At 45.0% G+C, this 18,051-nt stretch carries 21 protein-coding genes; all 21 read left to right on the top strand.

Annotated features, from left to right (window positions below; genetic code table 11):
• The first annotated feature begins 61 nt into the window (after positions 1–61).
• The 21 genes from AB2J24_RS17020 (at position 62) to AB2J24_RS16920 (ending at position 17,958) form a co-directional block, all read left to right on the top strand.
• A complete protein-coding gene (locus AB2J24_RS17020; RefSeq protein ID WP_367386352.1) occupies positions 62–625 on the top strand; it encodes a phage terminase small subunit P27 family in 564 nt (187 codons plus the stop codon).
• A 14-nt stretch (positions 626–639) separates the two neighbouring features.
• Complete coding sequence (locus AB2J24_RS17015) at positions 640–2,352, top strand: terminase large subunit (RefSeq protein ID WP_367386351.1); 1,713 nt, start codon at positions 640–642, stop codon at positions 2,350–2,352.
• Positions 2,352–3,605, top strand: a complete 1,254-nt coding sequence (locus AB2J24_RS17010) for a phage portal protein (protein ID WP_367386350.1) — start codon at positions 2,352–2,354, stop codon at positions 3,603–3,605. Before AB2J24_RS17015 ends, AB2J24_RS17010 begins: the two co-directional genes overlap by 1 nt.
• Complete coding sequence (locus AB2J24_RS17005) at positions 3,595–4,182, top strand: HK97 family phage prohead protease (protein ID WP_367386349.1); 588 nt, start codon at positions 3,595–3,597, stop codon at positions 4,180–4,182. The genes AB2J24_RS17010 and AB2J24_RS17005 overlap by 11 nt, the downstream gene beginning before the upstream one ends.
• A 69-nt stretch (positions 4,183–4,251) precedes the next feature.
• Positions 4,252–5,514, top strand: coding sequence for a phage major capsid protein (locus AB2J24_RS17000; protein WP_367386348.1), 1,263 nt, complete (start codon positions 4,252–4,254; stop codon positions 5,512–5,514).
• 58 nt (positions 5,515–5,572) lie between these two features.
• Positions 5,573–5,767 (top strand): hypothetical protein, encoded by a 195-nt coding sequence (locus AB2J24_RS16995; RefSeq protein WP_367386347.1) that lies wholly within the window; start codon positions 5,573–5,575, stop codon positions 5,765–5,767.
• A gap of 4 nt (positions 5,768–5,771) precedes the next feature.
• Positions 5,772–6,368: a head-tail connector protein gene (locus AB2J24_RS16990; RefSeq protein ID WP_367386346.1), complete on the top strand. Its 597-nt coding sequence runs from the start codon at positions 5,772–5,774 to the stop codon at positions 6,366–6,368.
• The gene (locus AB2J24_RS16985) at positions 6,368–6,709 is read left to right on the top strand and encodes a phage head closure protein (protein WP_367386345.1); all 342 of its coding nucleotides are present in this window, start codon (positions 6,368–6,370) and stop codon (positions 6,707–6,709) included. Before AB2J24_RS16990 ends, AB2J24_RS16985 begins: the two co-directional genes overlap by 1 nt.
• 5 nt (positions 6,710–6,714) lie before the next feature.
• On the top strand, positions 6,715–7,164 hold the full coding sequence (locus AB2J24_RS16980; protein ID WP_367386344.1) for an HK97-gp10 family putative phage morphogenesis protein: 450 nt from the start codon (positions 6,715–6,717) through the stop codon (positions 7,162–7,164).
• Complete coding sequence (gene gp17 / locus AB2J24_RS16975; protein WP_367386343.1) at positions 7,164–7,562, top strand: tail completion protein gp17; 399 nt, start codon at positions 7,164–7,166, stop codon at positions 7,560–7,562. Before AB2J24_RS16980 ends, gp17 begins: the two co-directional genes overlap by 1 nt.
• An 11-nt stretch (positions 7,563–7,573) precedes the next feature.
• The gene (locus AB2J24_RS16970; RefSeq protein WP_367386342.1) at positions 7,574–7,999 is read left to right on the top strand and encodes a phage tail tube protein; all 426 of its coding nucleotides are present in this window, start codon (positions 7,574–7,576) and stop codon (positions 7,997–7,999) included.
• Between the two features lie 10 nt (positions 8,000–8,009).
• Positions 8,010–8,351, top strand: coding sequence for a hypothetical protein (locus tag AB2J24_RS16965; RefSeq protein ID WP_367386341.1), 342 nt, complete (start codon positions 8,010–8,012; stop codon positions 8,349–8,351).
• Between the two features lie 11 nt (positions 8,352–8,362).
• Entirely contained in the window at positions 8,363–8,680 is a 318-nt protein-coding gene (locus AB2J24_RS16960) for a hypothetical protein (RefSeq protein WP_367386340.1), read from the top strand.
• Positions 8,681–10,519, top strand: a complete 1,839-nt coding sequence (locus tag AB2J24_RS16955) for a phage tail tape measure protein (protein ID WP_367386339.1) — start codon at positions 8,681–8,683, stop codon at positions 10,517–10,519.
• The gene (locus tag AB2J24_RS16950) at positions 10,516–11,217 is read left to right on the top strand and encodes a hypothetical protein (protein ID WP_367386338.1); all 702 of its coding nucleotides are present in this window, start codon (positions 10,516–10,518) and stop codon (positions 11,215–11,217) included. The genes AB2J24_RS16955 and AB2J24_RS16950 overlap by 4 nt, the downstream gene beginning before the upstream one ends.
• On the top strand, positions 11,201–11,857 hold the full coding sequence (locus tag AB2J24_RS16945; RefSeq protein WP_367386337.1) for a hypothetical protein: 657 nt from the start codon (positions 11,201–11,203) through the stop codon (positions 11,855–11,857). The genes AB2J24_RS16950 and AB2J24_RS16945 overlap by 17 nt, the downstream gene beginning before the upstream one ends.
• On the top strand, positions 11,854–12,255 hold the full coding sequence (locus tag AB2J24_RS16940; RefSeq protein ID WP_367386336.1) for a DUF6950 family protein: 402 nt from the start codon (positions 11,854–11,856) through the stop codon (positions 12,253–12,255). Before AB2J24_RS16945 ends, AB2J24_RS16940 begins: the two co-directional genes overlap by 4 nt.
• Positions 12,246–14,489: a hypothetical protein gene (locus tag AB2J24_RS16935; protein WP_367386335.1), complete on the top strand. Its 2,244-nt coding sequence runs from the start codon at positions 12,246–12,248 to the stop codon at positions 14,487–14,489. The genes AB2J24_RS16940 and AB2J24_RS16935 overlap by 10 nt, the downstream gene beginning before the upstream one ends.
• Positions 14,490–14,503: 14 nt before the next feature.
• Positions 14,504–16,705 carry a hypothetical protein gene (locus AB2J24_RS16930; protein WP_367386334.1) on the top strand — a complete coding sequence of 734 codons (2,202 nt, stop codon included), beginning with the start codon at positions 14,504–14,506 and terminating at the stop codon, positions 16,703–16,705.
• A gap of 81 nt (positions 16,706–16,786) precedes the next feature.
• Positions 16,787–17,671: a glycoside hydrolase family protein gene (locus AB2J24_RS16925; protein ID WP_367386333.1), complete on the top strand. Its 885-nt coding sequence runs from the start codon at positions 16,787–16,789 to the stop codon at positions 17,669–17,671.
• Positions 17,668–17,958 (top strand): hypothetical protein, encoded by a 291-nt coding sequence (locus AB2J24_RS16920; RefSeq protein ID WP_367386332.1) that lies wholly within the window; start codon positions 17,668–17,670, stop codon positions 17,956–17,958. Before AB2J24_RS16925 ends, AB2J24_RS16920 begins: the two co-directional genes overlap by 4 nt.
• Positions 17,959–18,051: the final 93 nt, after the last annotated feature.

Below are 18,051 nucleotides of genomic sequence, written 5' to 3'. Positions count from 1 at the left end.
CGAACGGCAGGTGAGATTTTTTTGTCCGCGTAATTCCGAATATTTTTTTTATTGAGAGACAATGGCACGTGGTAGAAAGCCCGCACCCGCAGCAATTAAAAAGGCCAAGGGCAATCCGGGCAAACGGAAAATTGGAGAAGACCCAAAGGTTTCAGAAACTAGCGTTTCCACCAAAAGCCAAAGTTCTATTTTGTCGTATCCAGATTGGCTTGATGACGATGGTCAAAAGGTTTGGGATAAACTTGCCCCGAACCTGTTTGCATTGAAGCTATTGACCGCAACGGACTTTGAGACATTTGGTAGATACTGCGAAAATTTTTCGACATGGTTGAAGTTGAGGACCATACTGAAAACAGTCGGTTTGATTTACACAGTTGAGACAGCCAGCGGAACGGTAAGTCGGGCACACCCAGCCTTCCTAATGGCTGAACGTCTGGATAGACTGCTAACTACATTTGAAGCGGACTTTGGTTTAAACCCAGCAGAGCGACAAAGAATTTTCGCAGCTCGTGCGGTTCATCCGCCGGGTGATTTATTTAATTCGAAATCTTCGACAGATGAAAGCAAGGCGGTTGAAGAAAAACCGGTGAATGAGGAAACGAAAATTCACGGCTTCTTGAATTAGTCATTTGTTACGATATGGCAAATGCAGTTGAAAGACCGCGTGGTGTAAACGCGTCCGCGACTTACGATAAGAAACGCAAGTTATGGGTAGACGGAAAATATTGGTTTGATGAAAGGGCAGCTGATCGGGCTGTCAGCTTTTTTGAAACCAAGCTTTGTTTCTCAACCGGCGAATGGGCTGGTCGGCCATTTTTACTGGAAGGCTGGCAACAGGATGACATTGTTCGTCCTGCCTTTGGTTGGAAGAAAGCAGATGGAACACGTCGATATCGTAAGATTTATGTTTGGGTTCCAAGGAAGAATGGCAAGACTGAATTAGCGGCTGGTGTTTCATTATTGGCATTACTTGGTGATGGTGAATATGGAGCTGAAATCTATTCGATAGCGAAAGATAAAGACCAGGCATCTATCGTTTTTAATAAAGCATCGGAGATGATAAATCTCTCGCCTGAATTAAGCGGTGTTCTAGAAACATATAAAACATCTATTTTCTATCCACCATTGAATGGATCGTTCAAGGCACTTAGCGGCAAAGCAAGCGGGAAACATGGTTTAAACACATCTGGTTTAATCGGCGATGAAATCCATGAATGGAACGACGGTGAGCTATATCAGTTTATGACTGACTCAGAGTCGGCACGAAGACAACCAATTGAATTCCTAATTTCAACAGCTGGAAAGCGAGGCGGTTATGGTGAGGAAATTTGGGACGAATGCATAAAAATACGTGATGGGATAATTGATGACGAAGAAACGCTCGTTGTTATCTATGCGGCAGATCAGGAAGACGATTGGACTGATCCGAAGATTTGGGAAAAGGCAAATCCCAATCTAGGCGTATCTAAAAAACTGGAAAGAATGAAGAGCGATTGCAACAAGGCAAAACAGTTGCCGAGATTGCAAAACTCATTCAAGAACTATCAACTTAACATCTGGACTGACCAAGCTTCGCTTTGGTTGCCTATCGATATGACCGATGACGAAGGGCGAAAGTTTGGATGGGATCAATGTATTGGAAAACATCATTGGTCTGAATTGGAAACGGTGCTTGCGGGTAAAACTTGTTTTGGTGGTTTGGACTTATCATCAACAAATGATCTGTCTGCATTGTGTTTGTGGTTTCCAGTTCAATCTGGTTTGGATTATCCGACAGTGCTTATGCGATTTTGGAAACCTCGCGCTCTACTGGCGCAGCATTCGAAGCGTGATAAATTGCCTTATGAAAAATGGCACGAAGAAGGTGCTTTGTTCGCAAGCCCCGGCAACGTTGTTGATTACGAAGCCATCCGTCAACAAATTTATGCGGACGGTATAAAGTTTAACATCGCATATGCTGGTCAACGGGATGTTGAATCTGGTCTAGGCGGTATCGCCATCGATCGATGGAACGCCACGGAAACTTCAATAAAGTTGCAGGACGAAGGATTGCCGGTTGTTCTTTTTGGTCAGGGTTTTGCGTCTATGAATGCACCATCCAAAGACATCGAACTCTTGCTTCTGAGTAATGGAATGCGCCACGGCGGGCATCCTGTTTTGCGTGAGCATGCAAAAGTAGTGACCGTCGAAGAAAGTCCGACAAAAGACATAAAGCCGTCAAAGGCAAAATCAACACAACGAATAGATGGGATTGTTGCAATGGTAATGGCCAAAGGTATCGCATCTACAGGATTGCCAAATACCGGCAGCACTCCATGGGATGATGATCCTGAATTTGAAATGAGTATCTGATGGGCTTCTTTGATAAACTTGGACTGACTAAACGCGGTTCCGTTCCCAGCGGTTGTGTACCTGTCTCATCGTCAGATTTTATGCAGCTAATAAACTTAGCCAATAGTTCTCTTTCTTCGGCCGGAATATCTGTGAATACGGAATCCGCTTTAGGTGTTCCTGCTATTTGGGCAGCTGTAAATTTTATGTCAGGCACAATCGCAGGTTTGCCGCTTCATGTTTATAAAAAGAATGGCGATAGCAGATCAAAATTAACCGGTGGCATCGCGGCGATTTTGCATGATGCAGTCAATGATGAAATGTCATCTTTTGAATGGCGTAAGTCCGTATTCGATTCTGTGTTCACGAGTGGTAGGTCCTATACGTTTATAGAAAGAAACAGCTCAAACAAAATTATGAATCTTTGGCCACTCGACCCAGCCGGAGTGAAAGTCAAAAAAACAGGTTGGAAAAAAACATACACCTATAAAGATGGTGGTTCAAACACATACACCTATGAAGCCTCAGAGATCATAGATATTCCGTTCATGTTAAAAGCGGATCTAGTTTCACATCGAAGCCCAATCCTAACAAACAAAGATACGATCGCGTTATCTATTGCCGCCACCCAATTTGGTTCTAAGTTTTTTCAAAATGGAGGCGTTCCACCATTTGCGGTTAGCGGTAAGTTTCAATCCGCTGGTGCTATGACAAGAGCTGCAAATGATCTTGAAGCCGCTGTTCGGAAAGCTGCAGAAGAAAATCGTGCCGCACTGGTATTGCCAGATGGTTTGGAAGTTACACCTCTTGGGTCTGATGCTGGAAAAGCGCAACTGCTAGAATTAAAGCGATTTAGCATTGAAGATGCTGCTAGAATTTATTCCCTTCCGCCGACCTTCCTGCAGGATCTAACCAACGGCACGTTTTCAAATACAGAGCAGCAAGATTTGCATTTTGTAAAACACACCATCAAACGATGGGTCGAACAAGCTGAACAAGAGCTAAATCTTAAAATATTTGGTCGAAGAAATAACCGCCAATATATTGAGTTTTCTATGGATGGTCTTCTGAGAGGTGATTTCAAGACAAGAATGGAAGGTTATTCGACTGCTGTCCAGAATTCCATCATGAAGCCGAACGAAGTCCGGGCAAAAGAAAACATGGCGAGTGATCCTAGTGGTGATCATCTATTGGTACAAGGCGCAACAGTACCGGTCGAAGCGCAAATTAAACTCATAAACAATAATGCTGATGGAGATAATGATGGATCGTGAAATTCGCGGCGGCATCCCTGCTGAAATTCGCACTGCAGATGACGGTGTAACGGTCGCAGGATATGCTGCGGTCTACGGTGAGCGTGCAAATATCAGCGATATGTTCATCGAAGTCATCCAAGCTGGCGCATTTGAAGGTATTCTGCAGAGAAGCGATGTCTCTTTCTTGGTCAATCATCGTGGAGAACCTTTGGCGCGGACAACATCTGGAACTTTGTTGCTTGAAGCTGATGAAAAAGGTTTAAGAGTTGAAACCAAATTGGATATTTCGGACCCCGATGTAATGCGGATCATCCCGAAGATGCAACGCGGGGATATGGATAAAATGTCTTTCGCGTTCTTCATGGATGGTGGCAAACAGGAATGGGATGATACTGGAGAATTACCGGTTAGAACAATCGAGAAATTCGGTTCGATTGATGATGTGTCTATTGTTACACACCCCGCATATGTCGGCACTGAGATTGGATTGCGCTCACTTGAAAAGCACCGCGATCAACTAGAGCGAACAAATAATTTCAATGCGGTTTCGCTTCGACGACGCATGAAAAAAGACCTTGCCAAGAGAACGACTTAGGCAAGAGAACGGCGCTCGATCCTCGTGCGGCCTATTCCAATATTAATATGATCATAAGGATGAATAATCATGTCAGCAGAGATTAAGAAACTGCGCGAGGAACAGGCTTCCATCGCAACCAATGCTCGCTCCAAATTTGATGAAATCACTTCGGAAACTCCCGAAGCTCGTGCACAAGAAATTGAACGTGAATTTGATACTATGATGGCTGAACACGACAAAATTGGCGAACGTGTTGAACGTCTTGAAAAACTGGAAGCAGCCGAACGTAGTGTAAATGCACCGGACCCACGTCGCCCTGGTGGTAACGTGGAAAGCCGAGAACCGCTCGACGATGATAATCAAACTTTGGATTATCGTGCTGCGTTTCATGAAATGCTCAGTGCTGGCGGCGATATGTCTGAGGTTTCTGCGGAAGCTCGTGCAGTGCTGCGACGAGGTGTGGCAGACAGTGAAACTCGTGCGCAGTTAACGTCATCCAATGCTGCAGGTGGCTTTACAGTTCCAACCGAATTAAGTGAGACGCTTATCGAGGCAATGGAAGCAACCGGGCCAATGTATAGCGATATTGTATTCACCATGAATACCAGTGGTGGTGGAGAGATTGAACTCCCAACTATTGATGATACGGGCGATAGTTCAACGGCTATTCACACAGAAGGATCTGATGTAGCAGACGATGCGTCTGGTGATGTCGTATTTGGTCAGCGAGTGTTGAATTCATACCTATATAAAACGCCATTTGTAAAATGGTCTATGGAGCTGAATTCAGATAGTATTTTTAATATTGAAAGCTTGCTATCTCGCTTACTTGGAAAGCGCTTGGGTAAAATCGCCAATCAAAAACTTACTACAGGTTCCGGCACAAACGAGCCTAATGGTATTGTCACTGCAGCATCTCTTGGAATTACAGCCGCAGGTACAGCGTCGATCACCTCCGATGAACTTATCAACATGCAAGATGCATTGGATGAGGCATATGAAAATGGTGGTACTGGCTGGATGATGAATAAACAAACCCGTTCAGCAATTCGCAAGCTTAAGGATGGTGACGGAAACTATCTTTGGCAGATGGGTAATATAAAAGAGGGTACACCTCAGTCTTTGCTGGAACGCCCAATACGTCTCAATGAAGCGATGGCAGTTATTGCAACCGGCACTCGCCCCATCATTTACGGTGATTTCAAAGAGTATTATGTCCGCAAAGTTGGCGATCCAATCTTGGGTGTGATGCGTGAAAAGTTCTGGCCTAATCTGGGTATTGCTGGGCTTATTCGTATTGATGGTGAGATCGGCGATGATCGCGCGATCAAGGCATTATTGATGTCATAACATCGTTTTTTGTTTCGGGCGGCGTGTTCGCCCGTTTCATAAACCGATGGAGAAAGCTATGAAAATTAAACTTCTAATATCTCGTGCTGGTGTTGGGTTCTCACAAAATGCTGGTGAAGAAATTACGGTGAAGGCTGCTGAAGGCCAGCGTATGATTGATGCTGGACAAGCGGAATTAGTGCGTAGCGGAAAAGAGCCGGAGAAGGCTGTTCGCAAGTCATCTCAAAAAAAAAGAGCAACGGTAAGGCGCTAGAATTATGGCATCGTATCACGGGTCAAAAGACTATAACCTGACGCGTTCTGGTGAACCGGCTGCATTGATATCTCTGGATGACGCTAAAGCCCATTTGCGTTATGAAGACGATGATCAAGATGACTATATTAACGGTCTTGTTGGCGCTGTTAATGATTTCATGGATGGCCCATATGGGGTGCTTGGCAAAGCAATAACTAGTCAAACGTGGTCATTAATGCATCCGCCAGTATCTGGCGGCGCGGTCTTGATTATACCTTTGTTCCCGTTAATCAGCGTTACCTCGATCAAATATTACGATGCTGATAATGAAATACAGACCGCCGATAACACAGATTTTGTAATTTTCGGAAACAACGACAAAGCCTATATCGAACCGCTAACGGCATGGCCTGCGATGTATGATAGGCCCGATGCGATTGACATCGTCTTTGTCGCAGGCTTTGCGACTGTGCCTAAAGGTATCATTCACGCGGCAAAATTATTGCTGGGTCATTGGTTTGAAAACCGCGAGTCCGTCACTGAAACATCAACAAATGAAGTGCCGCAGGCGTTTCAAAATCTCATTGATGTTCATAGAACTGGATGGGTGAAAAGCTAATGGCTGGCGCAGGAAAACTTGATCGGCGCATCATTATCGAGCGCAATACTGGAAGCGGTGTGAATGAGTTCAATGAACCTGACGATAATTGGGAAAAATTCACTACTGTTTCAGCGGAGCGTAAAGATGTTTCTGATAGTGAAAAAATAAGTGCTGGGCAAGTGAATGCTACCCGGATGAGCCGCTTTGTAATTCGATCCTCGCAAAAGTCCCGAACGATCGATGCAAAAGATCGCATCAATTATGATGGTACTTTGTGGGATATAAAAGGGAAGCCAAAAGAGACTCTTCACGGGCGAAGTCGGTATCTAGAAATTACTGCAATTGCGCAGGCAGATTAAGCCTGATGTCAGTCGAAAAAATTGAAGGTTTACGGGATCTTGAAAAAGCTTTTGCGGGTATTGATAAAGCAGTAACGCGAGATTCGGTTGCTCGTAGAGTTCTTAAAAAGAACGGTCAACCGCTTGCGGATAAAATGAATGATCTTGCACCTGTTGGTGCTGGTGAAAACGGAAACTTAAATAAGTCTTACGCTGTTTCTACAAAACTCAACAAACGACAGCGTAAATTTGCCAAGAAAGGCAAGTCTGATGTCGAGGTTTATGTAGGAACGAGTGACCCTGCGGGATTGCAACAAGAATTTGGTAATAAAAATCATGACGCTCAACCTCACGTGCGCCCTGCATGGGATGGTGGCAAGAATGAAGCGCTTGACGGAATAGTCAAAGACACAGGCATAGAATTGATCGCTGCGGTGAAACGTCAAGCGAAGCGCAAATTGAAGGCATTGAAATAATGGAAGAGGCACTCATAGCATTATTACTTGCTGATAGTGGGTTGGCTGCACTTGTCGGATCTCGGGTTTTTATTGGACAGCGTCCGCAAAATAAATCGGACTTGCCTGCTGTATTGCTTTCAAAGGTTTCGGCTCCTCGCGATTATCATATGGCTGGTCCTTCAAATCTCATTCAGAGCCGTTTTCAGTGTGATTGTTATGGAGATGATTACAGATCTGCAAAGCTAACCGCGCGTGCGCTGATGTCTGTTGTGAATGGATATAAAGGAACGCAATCGGGTGTTGTTGTTCAACTGATCTCTATTGATGGTGAACGAGACGGAAACGAAACGGAAAGTGCTGCTGATAGGCATCTTTTCAGAACTTCAATTGATTTATTAATCTGGCACGACGAATAAAGGAAAACGTTATGACAACAGAAGCTGAAATCGGACATGGATCGGAATGGCGTAGAGGTGACGGAGCAGATCCTGAAGTCTTTACGAAACTTGCTGAAATTACATCAATTAACGGCATCTCCGTGACGAAAGATACTGAAGACGCAACTCATATGGACTCACCTGAGCGTTGGGAGGAAGTTATATCCTCTATCAAACGTACAGGTGAAATTTCTATTGAGATGAATTTTGATCCTGATGGTGCAACAACCACTAATTGTCTTGCTGATGTAAACTCGAACACTCCAAAAAACTATCAATTTGCATCGCCGAATGATGATGTCGAATGGATTATTTTGTGCCACGCGACAGGTTTTGAATTGGGTGTGCCTATGGAAAGTAAGATGACCGCAACAGCGACCTATAAACCAACCGGCAAGCCCGGCTTTATAGTTTAGGAGATTGGTTTTGGCGAATAAAGAAAAGGGCGAGAAATCGTTCAAGGCTCTTGGTAAAGACTGGGTTCTTGTTTACACAACCAATTCTCTTTGTGAGATGGAAGATAAATCCGGCAAAGGTGCACCCGAATTATTCAATGACGGCAAAATAACATCCATGCGATATTTGTTGTGGGGCGCATTGGTTGAGCGTCATGAAGATATTACTCTTCGTGAGTGCGGAAATATTATTGATGAACTTGGCATGGAAGGGCTTGGCAAAATTGTTGGCTCTGTGTTTGAATTAGCTTTTCCTGATGATGTTGAACCTGATGGTGATGCTGATGTGGGAAAGATCAAAGCCAAGGCATAGATTGGACGCTTTTGCAGCGCCGTTGGTGCGCCGCAGGGCATGATATAGAGCAGTTTTGGCGCTTAACACTTCGCCAAATTGACCTAATTATGAGAAGCGACCAAGACGTGCTTTTCAATGAAAAATCCTTGGCATACTACAATGCTTATTTTAGTGGGTATTTTTCTCAACCATTCAAAAATGGCAAGTTTCCAAAGTTTGATAAACATGCACCCGTTCTTGGCAAAGTTAAGTTAAAAAAACAGTCAGTTGCAGATCAAGTTATGATCGTGAAGCAACTTCATGCCGCATTTGGCGGAACACTCACAATAAAAAATCAAGGTTCTTAAATGGCTCAGGCAGTTATCGGCGCTTTGCGTGTCAATCTTGGCATGAACAGCGCTCAGTTCAGTAAAGGTTTGAAAAGAGCCAATACTGGATTGCAAAAATTTGCAAATGCAGCAAAGGCAGGGCTTGCTGCGGCTTCTGTTGCAGCGGTAGCGGCGGCGGCTACAATTAGAAGGGTTTCAGAGGAGGCTGATAAGTTTGGCAAGTCTGCGCAATCGGTTGGTGTTGCAACCGAGGAGCTTGGACGGCTAGCTCATGCTGCTGAAATGTCGGGCGCTAGTTTTGAGACAATTACGAAAGGGCTTCGTAAAATCTCACAAAATGCTATGGACGCATCGCGAGGATTAGCGGCTTCCGCAGAGCCATTTGATGAGCTTGGTGTTTCAATAGAAGATGCAAACGGCAAACTTCGTGAGTCACCGGATATACTTAAAGACGTGGCGGATAAATTCGAGAATATGCCCGATGGAGTAACTAAAACAGCGCTTGCATTGGATATATTTGGTAAGGCTGGGGCTGATCTTATACCAATGCTCAATCAAGGCCGCTCTGGTATTGAAGCAATGGGTCTTGAAGCTGAAAATCTTGGACTTGTTTTTAGTGGCCAGACATTTCGATACGCTGAGGCTTTTAATGATAATTTGGCACGAATGCAAAAAGCTACAGCAGGTGTAGCTAACACTTTGGTTGCTGGTGTTCTTCCTGCGCTTACACAGTTATCAGATCGCATGGTTGCTGGGGTGTTTAGGAGTACAGCTTTAAAAGATATTACAACAGCTCTTTCCGGTGCCTTCAATGTTTTGGTCAAAGGGATAATTTTTACATTTGATCATCTTGGCGATCTTTATGACCTGTTCAAACTATTTGTGGCTGCAAAGATAGTGACGTTTGTTGTTGCGACAACAGGTGCCTTTATAACAATGGCTAAAGGGATTCGTCTGGCGGGTCTAGCTATGGCTTTGTATAGTTCCATTCAAAGAATTGGGGTTGCGAGCTTTGTTGTTATTGCTGGTGTGATAGCTAAAGCGACTGGCTACTATGATGATTTTGCAGCTACTTTGCGCGGTCTATATGATGAGGCAAAAAAATTCATTCCAAAAGAAATATCAGATGGAGCTGAAAAGCTTGCAAATGATATGAAAAACCTTGCTTTGGGTACAGATGGAGCGGCTGAAAGCTTCGATACTTACATAAAATCTGCTGATGGTGCGGCGGCCAGTTTTGGCAATTTGTCATCTATATCAAAAAGCGCGGGATCATTGGCTAAATCCTCGGTCGATTCGGCTTCTGATGCGTGGAATGGTTTGCGTAGTGCGTCTAATAAAGCGACCAATTCCATGATTTCTGGAATGGAAAGTTTTGGCAATACCGCTGGCGGTATTTTATCTGGATTGTTTAATAAGACGCTAACTTGGCAAGGTGCGTTAGTAAAGGCGTTAAGCGCTTTCGGACAAATGCAGCTAAATTCTTATAATCCTACCACTAAATCAGGTGGGTTTTTGAAGGGGTTGGTTGGTAGTTTTTTTGGTGGTTTCCGTGCAAATGGCGGATCTGTTCTGAGTGGTAAAAGTTATATGGTTGGAGAGCGTGGGCCAGAAATGTTTAGTCCGGGTGTTTCTGGCAATATAACACCAAATCATGATCTTTCTGGCGGAGGCGGTGTTGCTGGTTTTCATGTTAGCGTTGGAGTCAGCGTGGATGATGAGGGGGCAATTCAAGCTTATGTCAAAAGCCAAACGCAGCAATCATCTGAGCAAGCTAGGCAGGGTGCTATCAACGAAGTTAAGCAGAATTTTGGCAGTTATTCTAATCAACAGCAACGGTCGGGGACTGTGTCTTGATCCGTCCACTTTATAATTGGCCGGATGTCTTGATCCCGCGACGTGCGATTATTGTTGCACCATCGAACACTGTTAACGGCCTGATTAGTCTTAATGGTTATGAGAATAATATTCCAATATCGGGCGCAAGAAACCAGATGATGATGGAGTTCGGAATGCGTCCATCGTCGATGGGTAATATCTTTGCTTGGCTTTGCAATCAAGCGCGTGGTGCTTTGTTTTCAGTACCTGTTTGGAATAGTCCGCAATTGGCAACGAATGCGACCATTGCAGCAAATGAGTTAACCTATGGAAACGGAATTGATTTCTCAAATGACTTGCCATTCTCATCGGGCTACGGGTTTAAGTACATCCCAACCGTAGATCTGTATGCTGATGCTTTGGCTGGTGATGTCACGATCCAAGTCGATGTATCACGACACCCAAATACATTAGATTATGGCAATGTGATTGAGATTGGGCGCTCTGTTCATCATATCGATGATATTCAAACCGTTGGTGATATTTCTACTTTGACAATTAGGCCGCAGCTTCGGCGGAATTACACAGTCGCAGATGATTCAAAAGTATCATTGAGACCTCACATTATTGGCGAAATTAAAGACCCTCAAGCGCTTACGTCTTTATTTGATCCTGCTCATAATTTCCAACCCGGTAGTGTTACATTGAATGAGGTGATTGATGAGCGCCTACTTTGATATCTTGAACGCTAAGCTTGATGAAACAACATCAAGCGATCGAGTTATTTCAACGCCATCGGTTATTGAGATTGAGCTGCCCACGCGCACAATAAGAATGTGGAGTGGTATCGGTCCAATGTTTACACTGGACGGTAATGAGTGGGTCGGATGGTATGCGGGTGATGCTGGCGACCCTCATGCTGCGATTGATATCCCAACTATAGTTGATGTGAGTAAAGGGACTTCCCCAATTTATCAATTTCCGCTCGGGTGGATTGATGAGGCTAGCTATCAGCTTTTACGTGATGATGCGGACGGTTCTCAAACAAAAGGGAAAAAATTGGTTCTTGGTAAGGTGGTTTTAGATGGCGGTTCAACAAGGGCTATATCTGAGGTTGGGGACAAGTCTCGCCTAACAATTGTTGGTTCTCCAAGTTTTAAAGAATCTCGTACCAAGCTTGCCGATGGAAGTCATAAACTGCTTTATCAAACGACATTAAAAGCGGTCAACTTTAATGCTGGTCGCTCTCAATCCAACTATCCCTATATGACTGATACAAACCAAAAACTTAGATCTAAAAAGCTATATGGTGTTTCCGATGATCAATATGGACAGTTTATTCCACTATTTGAAGCTGGTTATACGTTGGTCAGATGATCGAATTAGAAGCCGCCATTGAACAGGCAGAACAGCGTATGAGCCAAGAGCGATTTGTGTGGTCTAAGAATGATTGCAATATCATCATGGCTGATTATGTCCTGTCACTTACGGGCGTTGATCTTATTGGCAGTTATCGAAATGCTTACAGCGATGAAGAAACTGCAAAAGCCTTGCAGCTCCGATTGGGTGGACCGTTGGCTTCTGTCGAGAATGCGTTCAATTCAATTGGCATTAAATCAAAACTTGAGCATGTGCGCGGTGATGTTATTCTTGCAGATTTCGGTGAGTTTAGCGCTGTCGGATTATCGCTGGGTTTATTTATGCTTTTCAAATCTCCGAACCGTTCATTTCGCATTAGATATGCAAACCTAATGGGAGCTTGGACATGCGTTTAAAACTTATCGCTACTGCCTTGCTTTGTTCAACGATTTTATCGTCAACGCCTGCGAGTGCTGACCCTATTACCCTTGGTGCTATAATTTCAACGGCTCTAAATGCTGTTGGTGCATCTGTTGCTATTCAAGCGGTTGCGGCGCAAGCGGCTGTTACATTTGCTTCGAGCGCTATTGGCGGTGCAATTATATCCGCTGGTATTGGTTTTGCCACAAACGCTGCCATCGGCGCGTTGGGTGGAGGAGGCGGTGGTGGAGGTGGTGGGCAATCCTATGCTGTTGTCACTAATCGCGAAACGCAAGGAAATATAAAACAAGTCGAACCTTCGCGCTTTTGGCTTGGTGGTGTTGTTCGCAAGGGTGGGAATGTGCAGTTCGCCTCCACCAAAGATGGGGAAATATACAAGCTTGTAGCTATTGGTGATTCTGAGGTTGTTGAACATATGGGTTGGTATCTTGGTGATACGTTAGCGACCTTGGATGAAAACGGGAATGCAATCAATGACGCATTTACCTACTCAGGGACGCCATATTACAGCATCGAATCTAGAAATGGCACATCTGACCAAGTCGCTATGCAAACGCTTATTGATGAATTTCCTGAATGGACAGTCAATCATTTGGGCGCTGGAACTGCGGATGTTTTATTGCATGTTGATGCCGTTTCTGGTGAGGCTGTACCCAAAATATTGCGTCACCCTGGTGCGCTTGGTTTAGGTGAAGTTGATATCTCTCAACTAGCTCGCTTTGGCCGTTATTACGACCCGAGAAATGACAGTACGGTCATAGGTGGTTCTGGCACTGAGCGTGTTGATGATCAGTCAACGTGGGGTCCAAATCTTGGTAATCCTGTTTTGATGGTTTTGGCGCACAAAATTGATGTCGAACGGTTTGCAATGGACCCTTCTGAAATCAATTGGGTTGATGCAATTAGTAAGGCCGATATTTGCGACGAGAGCGTCATCGATAGATACGGGAACAACATTAATCGTTATGTTTGCGGCATAACAATTAACAAGCAATCTGAGTCCAATATATCTGCCGAAAAACGCATACTATCGTCTTGTGACGGAATTATTAAGACTGACTCTGATGGCTTATTAATTGTATTCCCCGGTAAGTTTGAAGCTGAGCCTAGCTTGGTGTTTACGGAGAGCGATTTTATATCAATTTCTGTGCAAGATAATGCTGATGGCGAAAGCGATGTAACACATATATTCGCCTCCTATACTGAGCCTGCTTATGGTTACAATAACTCATCATCTGCGGAATACGTGATCGATACTTATGAGGATGGCGACACTGTTAAAACCAGTTCTCTGCCATTGGGAACGGTACCAAACCACAATCAAGCATATCGCATTCTTGCCGCAACAATGGCCAAAGAGACAGAAACACGAAAGATTTCTGGCGTGTTGGGGCAGCGTGGATCGCAGGCGAAAAGTCAACTGTTTTGCAGGTTGGATTTTGGCGATGATAATCTAAGTGGAAATTACATCATCTTGAACTGCGATGATGATTACAAGTCACCATTTTGTCCCGTCACATTAATCCGATGTAATGCTGATATATGGAATTCTGCGGAGGGCAACCGGCCAAATTTGAATATTACCATCACAGCTGACAATTCATTGACAAATATTACACCTGAAGACATGTCTGTGTCGGGGCAAGAGGTCGCCTCGGCGGGTGGCTCATCTGTTCGACTTGTTGCTATATTCACAACGCCTTCTCGCGGTGACGTTGTTGCGCAGATAGAACATAAACCAGACGGTTCTACACTTTGGGAGGCGTTCAGTGTTCGCACCGAAGATGGTTATGGATCGTCAGCTATTGTATCAAACGGATCAACCCAAAATATTCGCTGGCGAGTCGTCACTCTTTCTGGTGAGGCTTCTGACTGGTCATCTGAAATAGACATTGACGCAACCGCTGACATTACTCCCACAAGTGCCCATTCATCACCTGATGTAGTTTTTGGTGATGGAGAGGCTGTTATTAGCTGGATAAACCCGACTGAAACGAATTACGGCTCCACAGTTGTTGAGCGCGCATTTGCCAGTACGAACAGGGGTGACAGTACCCCAATTCGAACCGAGTTTGGATTTGCTGGCTCAGTTGACGGCTTCACAGATACTGGCCTTTCTGCTGGCAGCGTTTCCTATTGGATTACACCTTATAATAAATCAAATATTCCGGGTCCGACCACTGGCCCAATTACCGGTACAATTACATAAAGATAGGTATATAGATGACAACACTTTCCCCAAGGCAGGTTTATGCAGGTCTTCCGTATTCTGAAACGCATCAGCCTGATAAAGCTGAAATCATTTCGCTATTCGATGCATACGACATCAAAATTCAGGCGGTAAACTCTGGCGCTTTAGCGTTCGATCTATTGGCGGATTTACCGTCAAGTGGGAATGCCGACAATACGCAGGCATGGGTAACTGAAGATCCTATCGCGGCAAATAACGGTGTCTATCGCGTTTTGTCTGATGTATGGACGCGAAAGGACGATCTGCCTTATTCTATCATTCCTGTTGCAAATGTCGGGGCAGGCACTGCGAATGCTATTGTTGGGACGGCATCACGAGCCTTATCCGGCACGGCTTTTTCCGCCATCTACATCATGGAAATTGATGAGACAAATACTGATGATGTGACGTTAAATATTGGTGGTGGTGTACAGTCATTGCTTACAGCATCTGGTAATGAAATATCTGCAAACGGCTTGACCGCTGGTATGCCTGTTATGTTTGTCGATGATGGGACTGGTTATAGGCTTTTATCTGATCAATCAGGTGCTGCTATTCAAGCGGCGGCAGAAGCTGCTAAAAATCAAACTGGACTAGATGCTATTGCAACGGGGGAGGATAGAGTTCAAACAGGGTTAGATGTGATCGCGGCGGCACTGAGCGCATCTCAAGCAAATGTGGCTAAAATTGAGTGGCAAGGTGCCTATGAGGGTGCAGCCGAATATGACGTAAATGATGCGGTCTCTTATAATAGCTCTAGTTACATTTGCACCGCATTATCAACCGGCAATCTTCCTACAAATGCATTGTTTTGGGACTTATTAGCGCTTAAAGGAGTGGATGGTGCTGGCGCTGGCGATATGATTGCTTCAACTTATGATCCAAACGCCGTTGCCGGGGATGTATTTGCAATGGATAGCATGGTCGAGGGGGCTACAAAAAAGATACTCTCTGACGCGGAACGCCAAAAGCTATCAGGTATTGCGGAATCTGCCGATGTCACAAATGCGGTAAATGTTAAAGCTGCACTTGATGGAATTACTACGTCCGTAGTTACGCCCGCTGATAACGATATGATCCTTTTACTCGACGTATCTGACGGTGGGACGCTGAAGCATGCGCTAAAATCAAATTTTGGCGGCGGTGGCGGTGTCAGTATTCCCGCCCTATTCTCAAAAACAGATATGTTCTCGCCTGCTCTTTTCAAGGATGGTTTAACCGTCAAAGTTAAGACTGGCACTGTTGTCCCTGTTGATGGTGCTGTTGTCACTATGGTAGCGGATACTCTTGTTACGCTTCCGACTATGGTTGCCGGTACTGATTACAGGGTAGTCGTTCAAACAGACGGTACGCCAATTGCGCAGCTATATTCAGATGCCTTGCCAACGGGGGCAACAATTATCGGCGGTTTTCACTATTTAACTGGTGCAGCGGCGACCGGGCTTAATTCAGGTGGTGGATGGACTGACGAGATATTGGAATGGTCAATGTGGGACTTAAACTATAGGCCTGCGTGTCCAGATCCACGCGGTATGACACGAGTTGGCAGTGCTGGATTTTGGGTAGATATTTATTTTTGCGGTAATAGTTCAAATGATGATGGCGTATCTCGAAACAATGATCCTATTTTAACTGGCACTAACCCGCCTAAGCGTTCAAGTGACTATGGTGGAAATGGTACAGAAGTTCTGCCGGAAATGAATTGGTGGGATGCTAATGAATTTGTCCGCCAATGGGGTAAACGTCTTCCAAGCTATGAAGAGATGTGTCTTGCGGGATTTGGAACAAATGAGACCGGTGGACGCGGAAGTCATCCTATAACTACGGGCCTTGGCACGACAAATGCTGGCGCTTCATCTGATCCTAATTTCACTAGCAAGTGGGGCGTTATTCAGGTCACGGGTTGTGTATGGATATGGACAAGTACGTTATCGGATTGGGAGGGTGTTGCCACAACTAACCCACACGGTTGGGAGGCTTACGATGTAACGGGAGCACGGGGCAAGGTTATTTTACAAAATGATAAAGACCTAACAGCAATGTTGTACGGTGGGAGTTCAGTTTATACATCATCAGGAAGTCCTACGGGCGTAACTGGCGTTGCTGGCTCCCGGTGTGGTGAAACGCTTGAAACACTTTGGGATAATAGTAGTAACATCGCTATCCGTGGCGCATGTGACCACATGTGGCGCTGACGCCACCGCTTAACCGCAAATAACGACAATTAGATCTAAATAACTCAATCAAATTGGTTAGTTTATCTATGGAGAAAACATATGGAAGTCTCTGATCGAGGTCGCGAGGAAATCGTGGCGCATGAGGGTGTTGTTCTGCGTCCTTATAAAGATGTTGTTGGTGTGTGGACCATCGGTGTTGGGCATACCAAGGCTGCTGGTGGTCCAGATCCTGTGAAGTTGGGCAAGATCACGCGTGAGCGAGCAATGCAGATATTCACCGATGATCTTGTAAAGTTTGAAAAACGGACATTAAAGGCATTCACAGTTAAGCTGTTGCAGTCGGCATTTGATGGTGCAGTTTCTTTTGATTTTAACACAGGCGCTATACACAGAGCGACTTGGGTTAAGAAGTTCAATAAGGGCGCAATAGCTGCAGCGCGTAAATCATTTATGGATTGGCGCAAGCCAGCAGCTATTATTGGTCGTCGCACAAAAGAAATGAAGTTGTTTTTTGATGGTGTCTATTCATCTGGCGGTGAGGGCAATCAACGCAAGTTGAAAAAAGCCAAGCCATTAACGCCTGATCCAGTTGTAAAAGAAGCGCAAGAGCTGCTCACGGCGCGTGGCTTTGATCTAGGTGCCATTGATGGTTGGATGGGTAGGAAAACCAAAGCTGCTATTCAATCTTATCAACAACAGCATCCGCATTTGGAGAATGATGGTATTCTAGGCCCCGCAACACTGAGCCAATTGCGCCGTGACGCTGCATTGGCATCTGAGGTTGTTAAAAAGGCCGTCACGCCATCCGTCGTGGGCGCTGGCGGTGCTGGCGCTGTATCTGATCATATGGGTTTTGATTGGCTTAGTATCGGGATTGCTGCAGGTGGCATAACGCTTGTTGCACTGATCGCTTATGTTGCCTGGCGCAATCGTGATTTAATTGAGCGTCGGTTAAACAAAATGTTTGGCAATAGTGTCGCATGACGCTTTTGGCTCGATTATCAGCACTCAAAACAGGTGTTAAAATAGTAATGGCGGCGGTTGTTGCCTCGGCAGCAACATTCACCATCATGTCTATCTATGACGCGTTCATTGATGATCCTGCTGTACGGAAGTCTTATCGCCTAGAAATGCGCGCCCATGAGCTTGCAGAAGCAAACAAACGAATGTCTGAAATGTTGGAGAATAACAATGATTTTGCGCAAATGTCTGAGTGTGATCGTTTTAATGAGCTTGCCGGTGCTAGCGGGTTGCCCCTCGACGACTGTTAGCAGTGACACGCGCGGATCTGGCTATCAGTTTGTGCGTTTTGCGACAAGTGAGGCAGCTCGTGCCGTAGCCAATGATTCGAAGGCTGGCCCAGC

The sequence above is a fragment of the Lentilitoribacter sp. EG35 genome, from assembly GCF_040784015.1.
In the GTDB taxonomy this organism is placed as follows: Bacteria; Pseudomonadota; Alphaproteobacteria; order Rhizobiales; family Rhizobiaceae; genus Lentilitoribacter.
The sequence above is the reverse complement of the archived record's forward strand: the minus strand, read 5'-3'. Positions and strand labels throughout refer to the sequence as shown.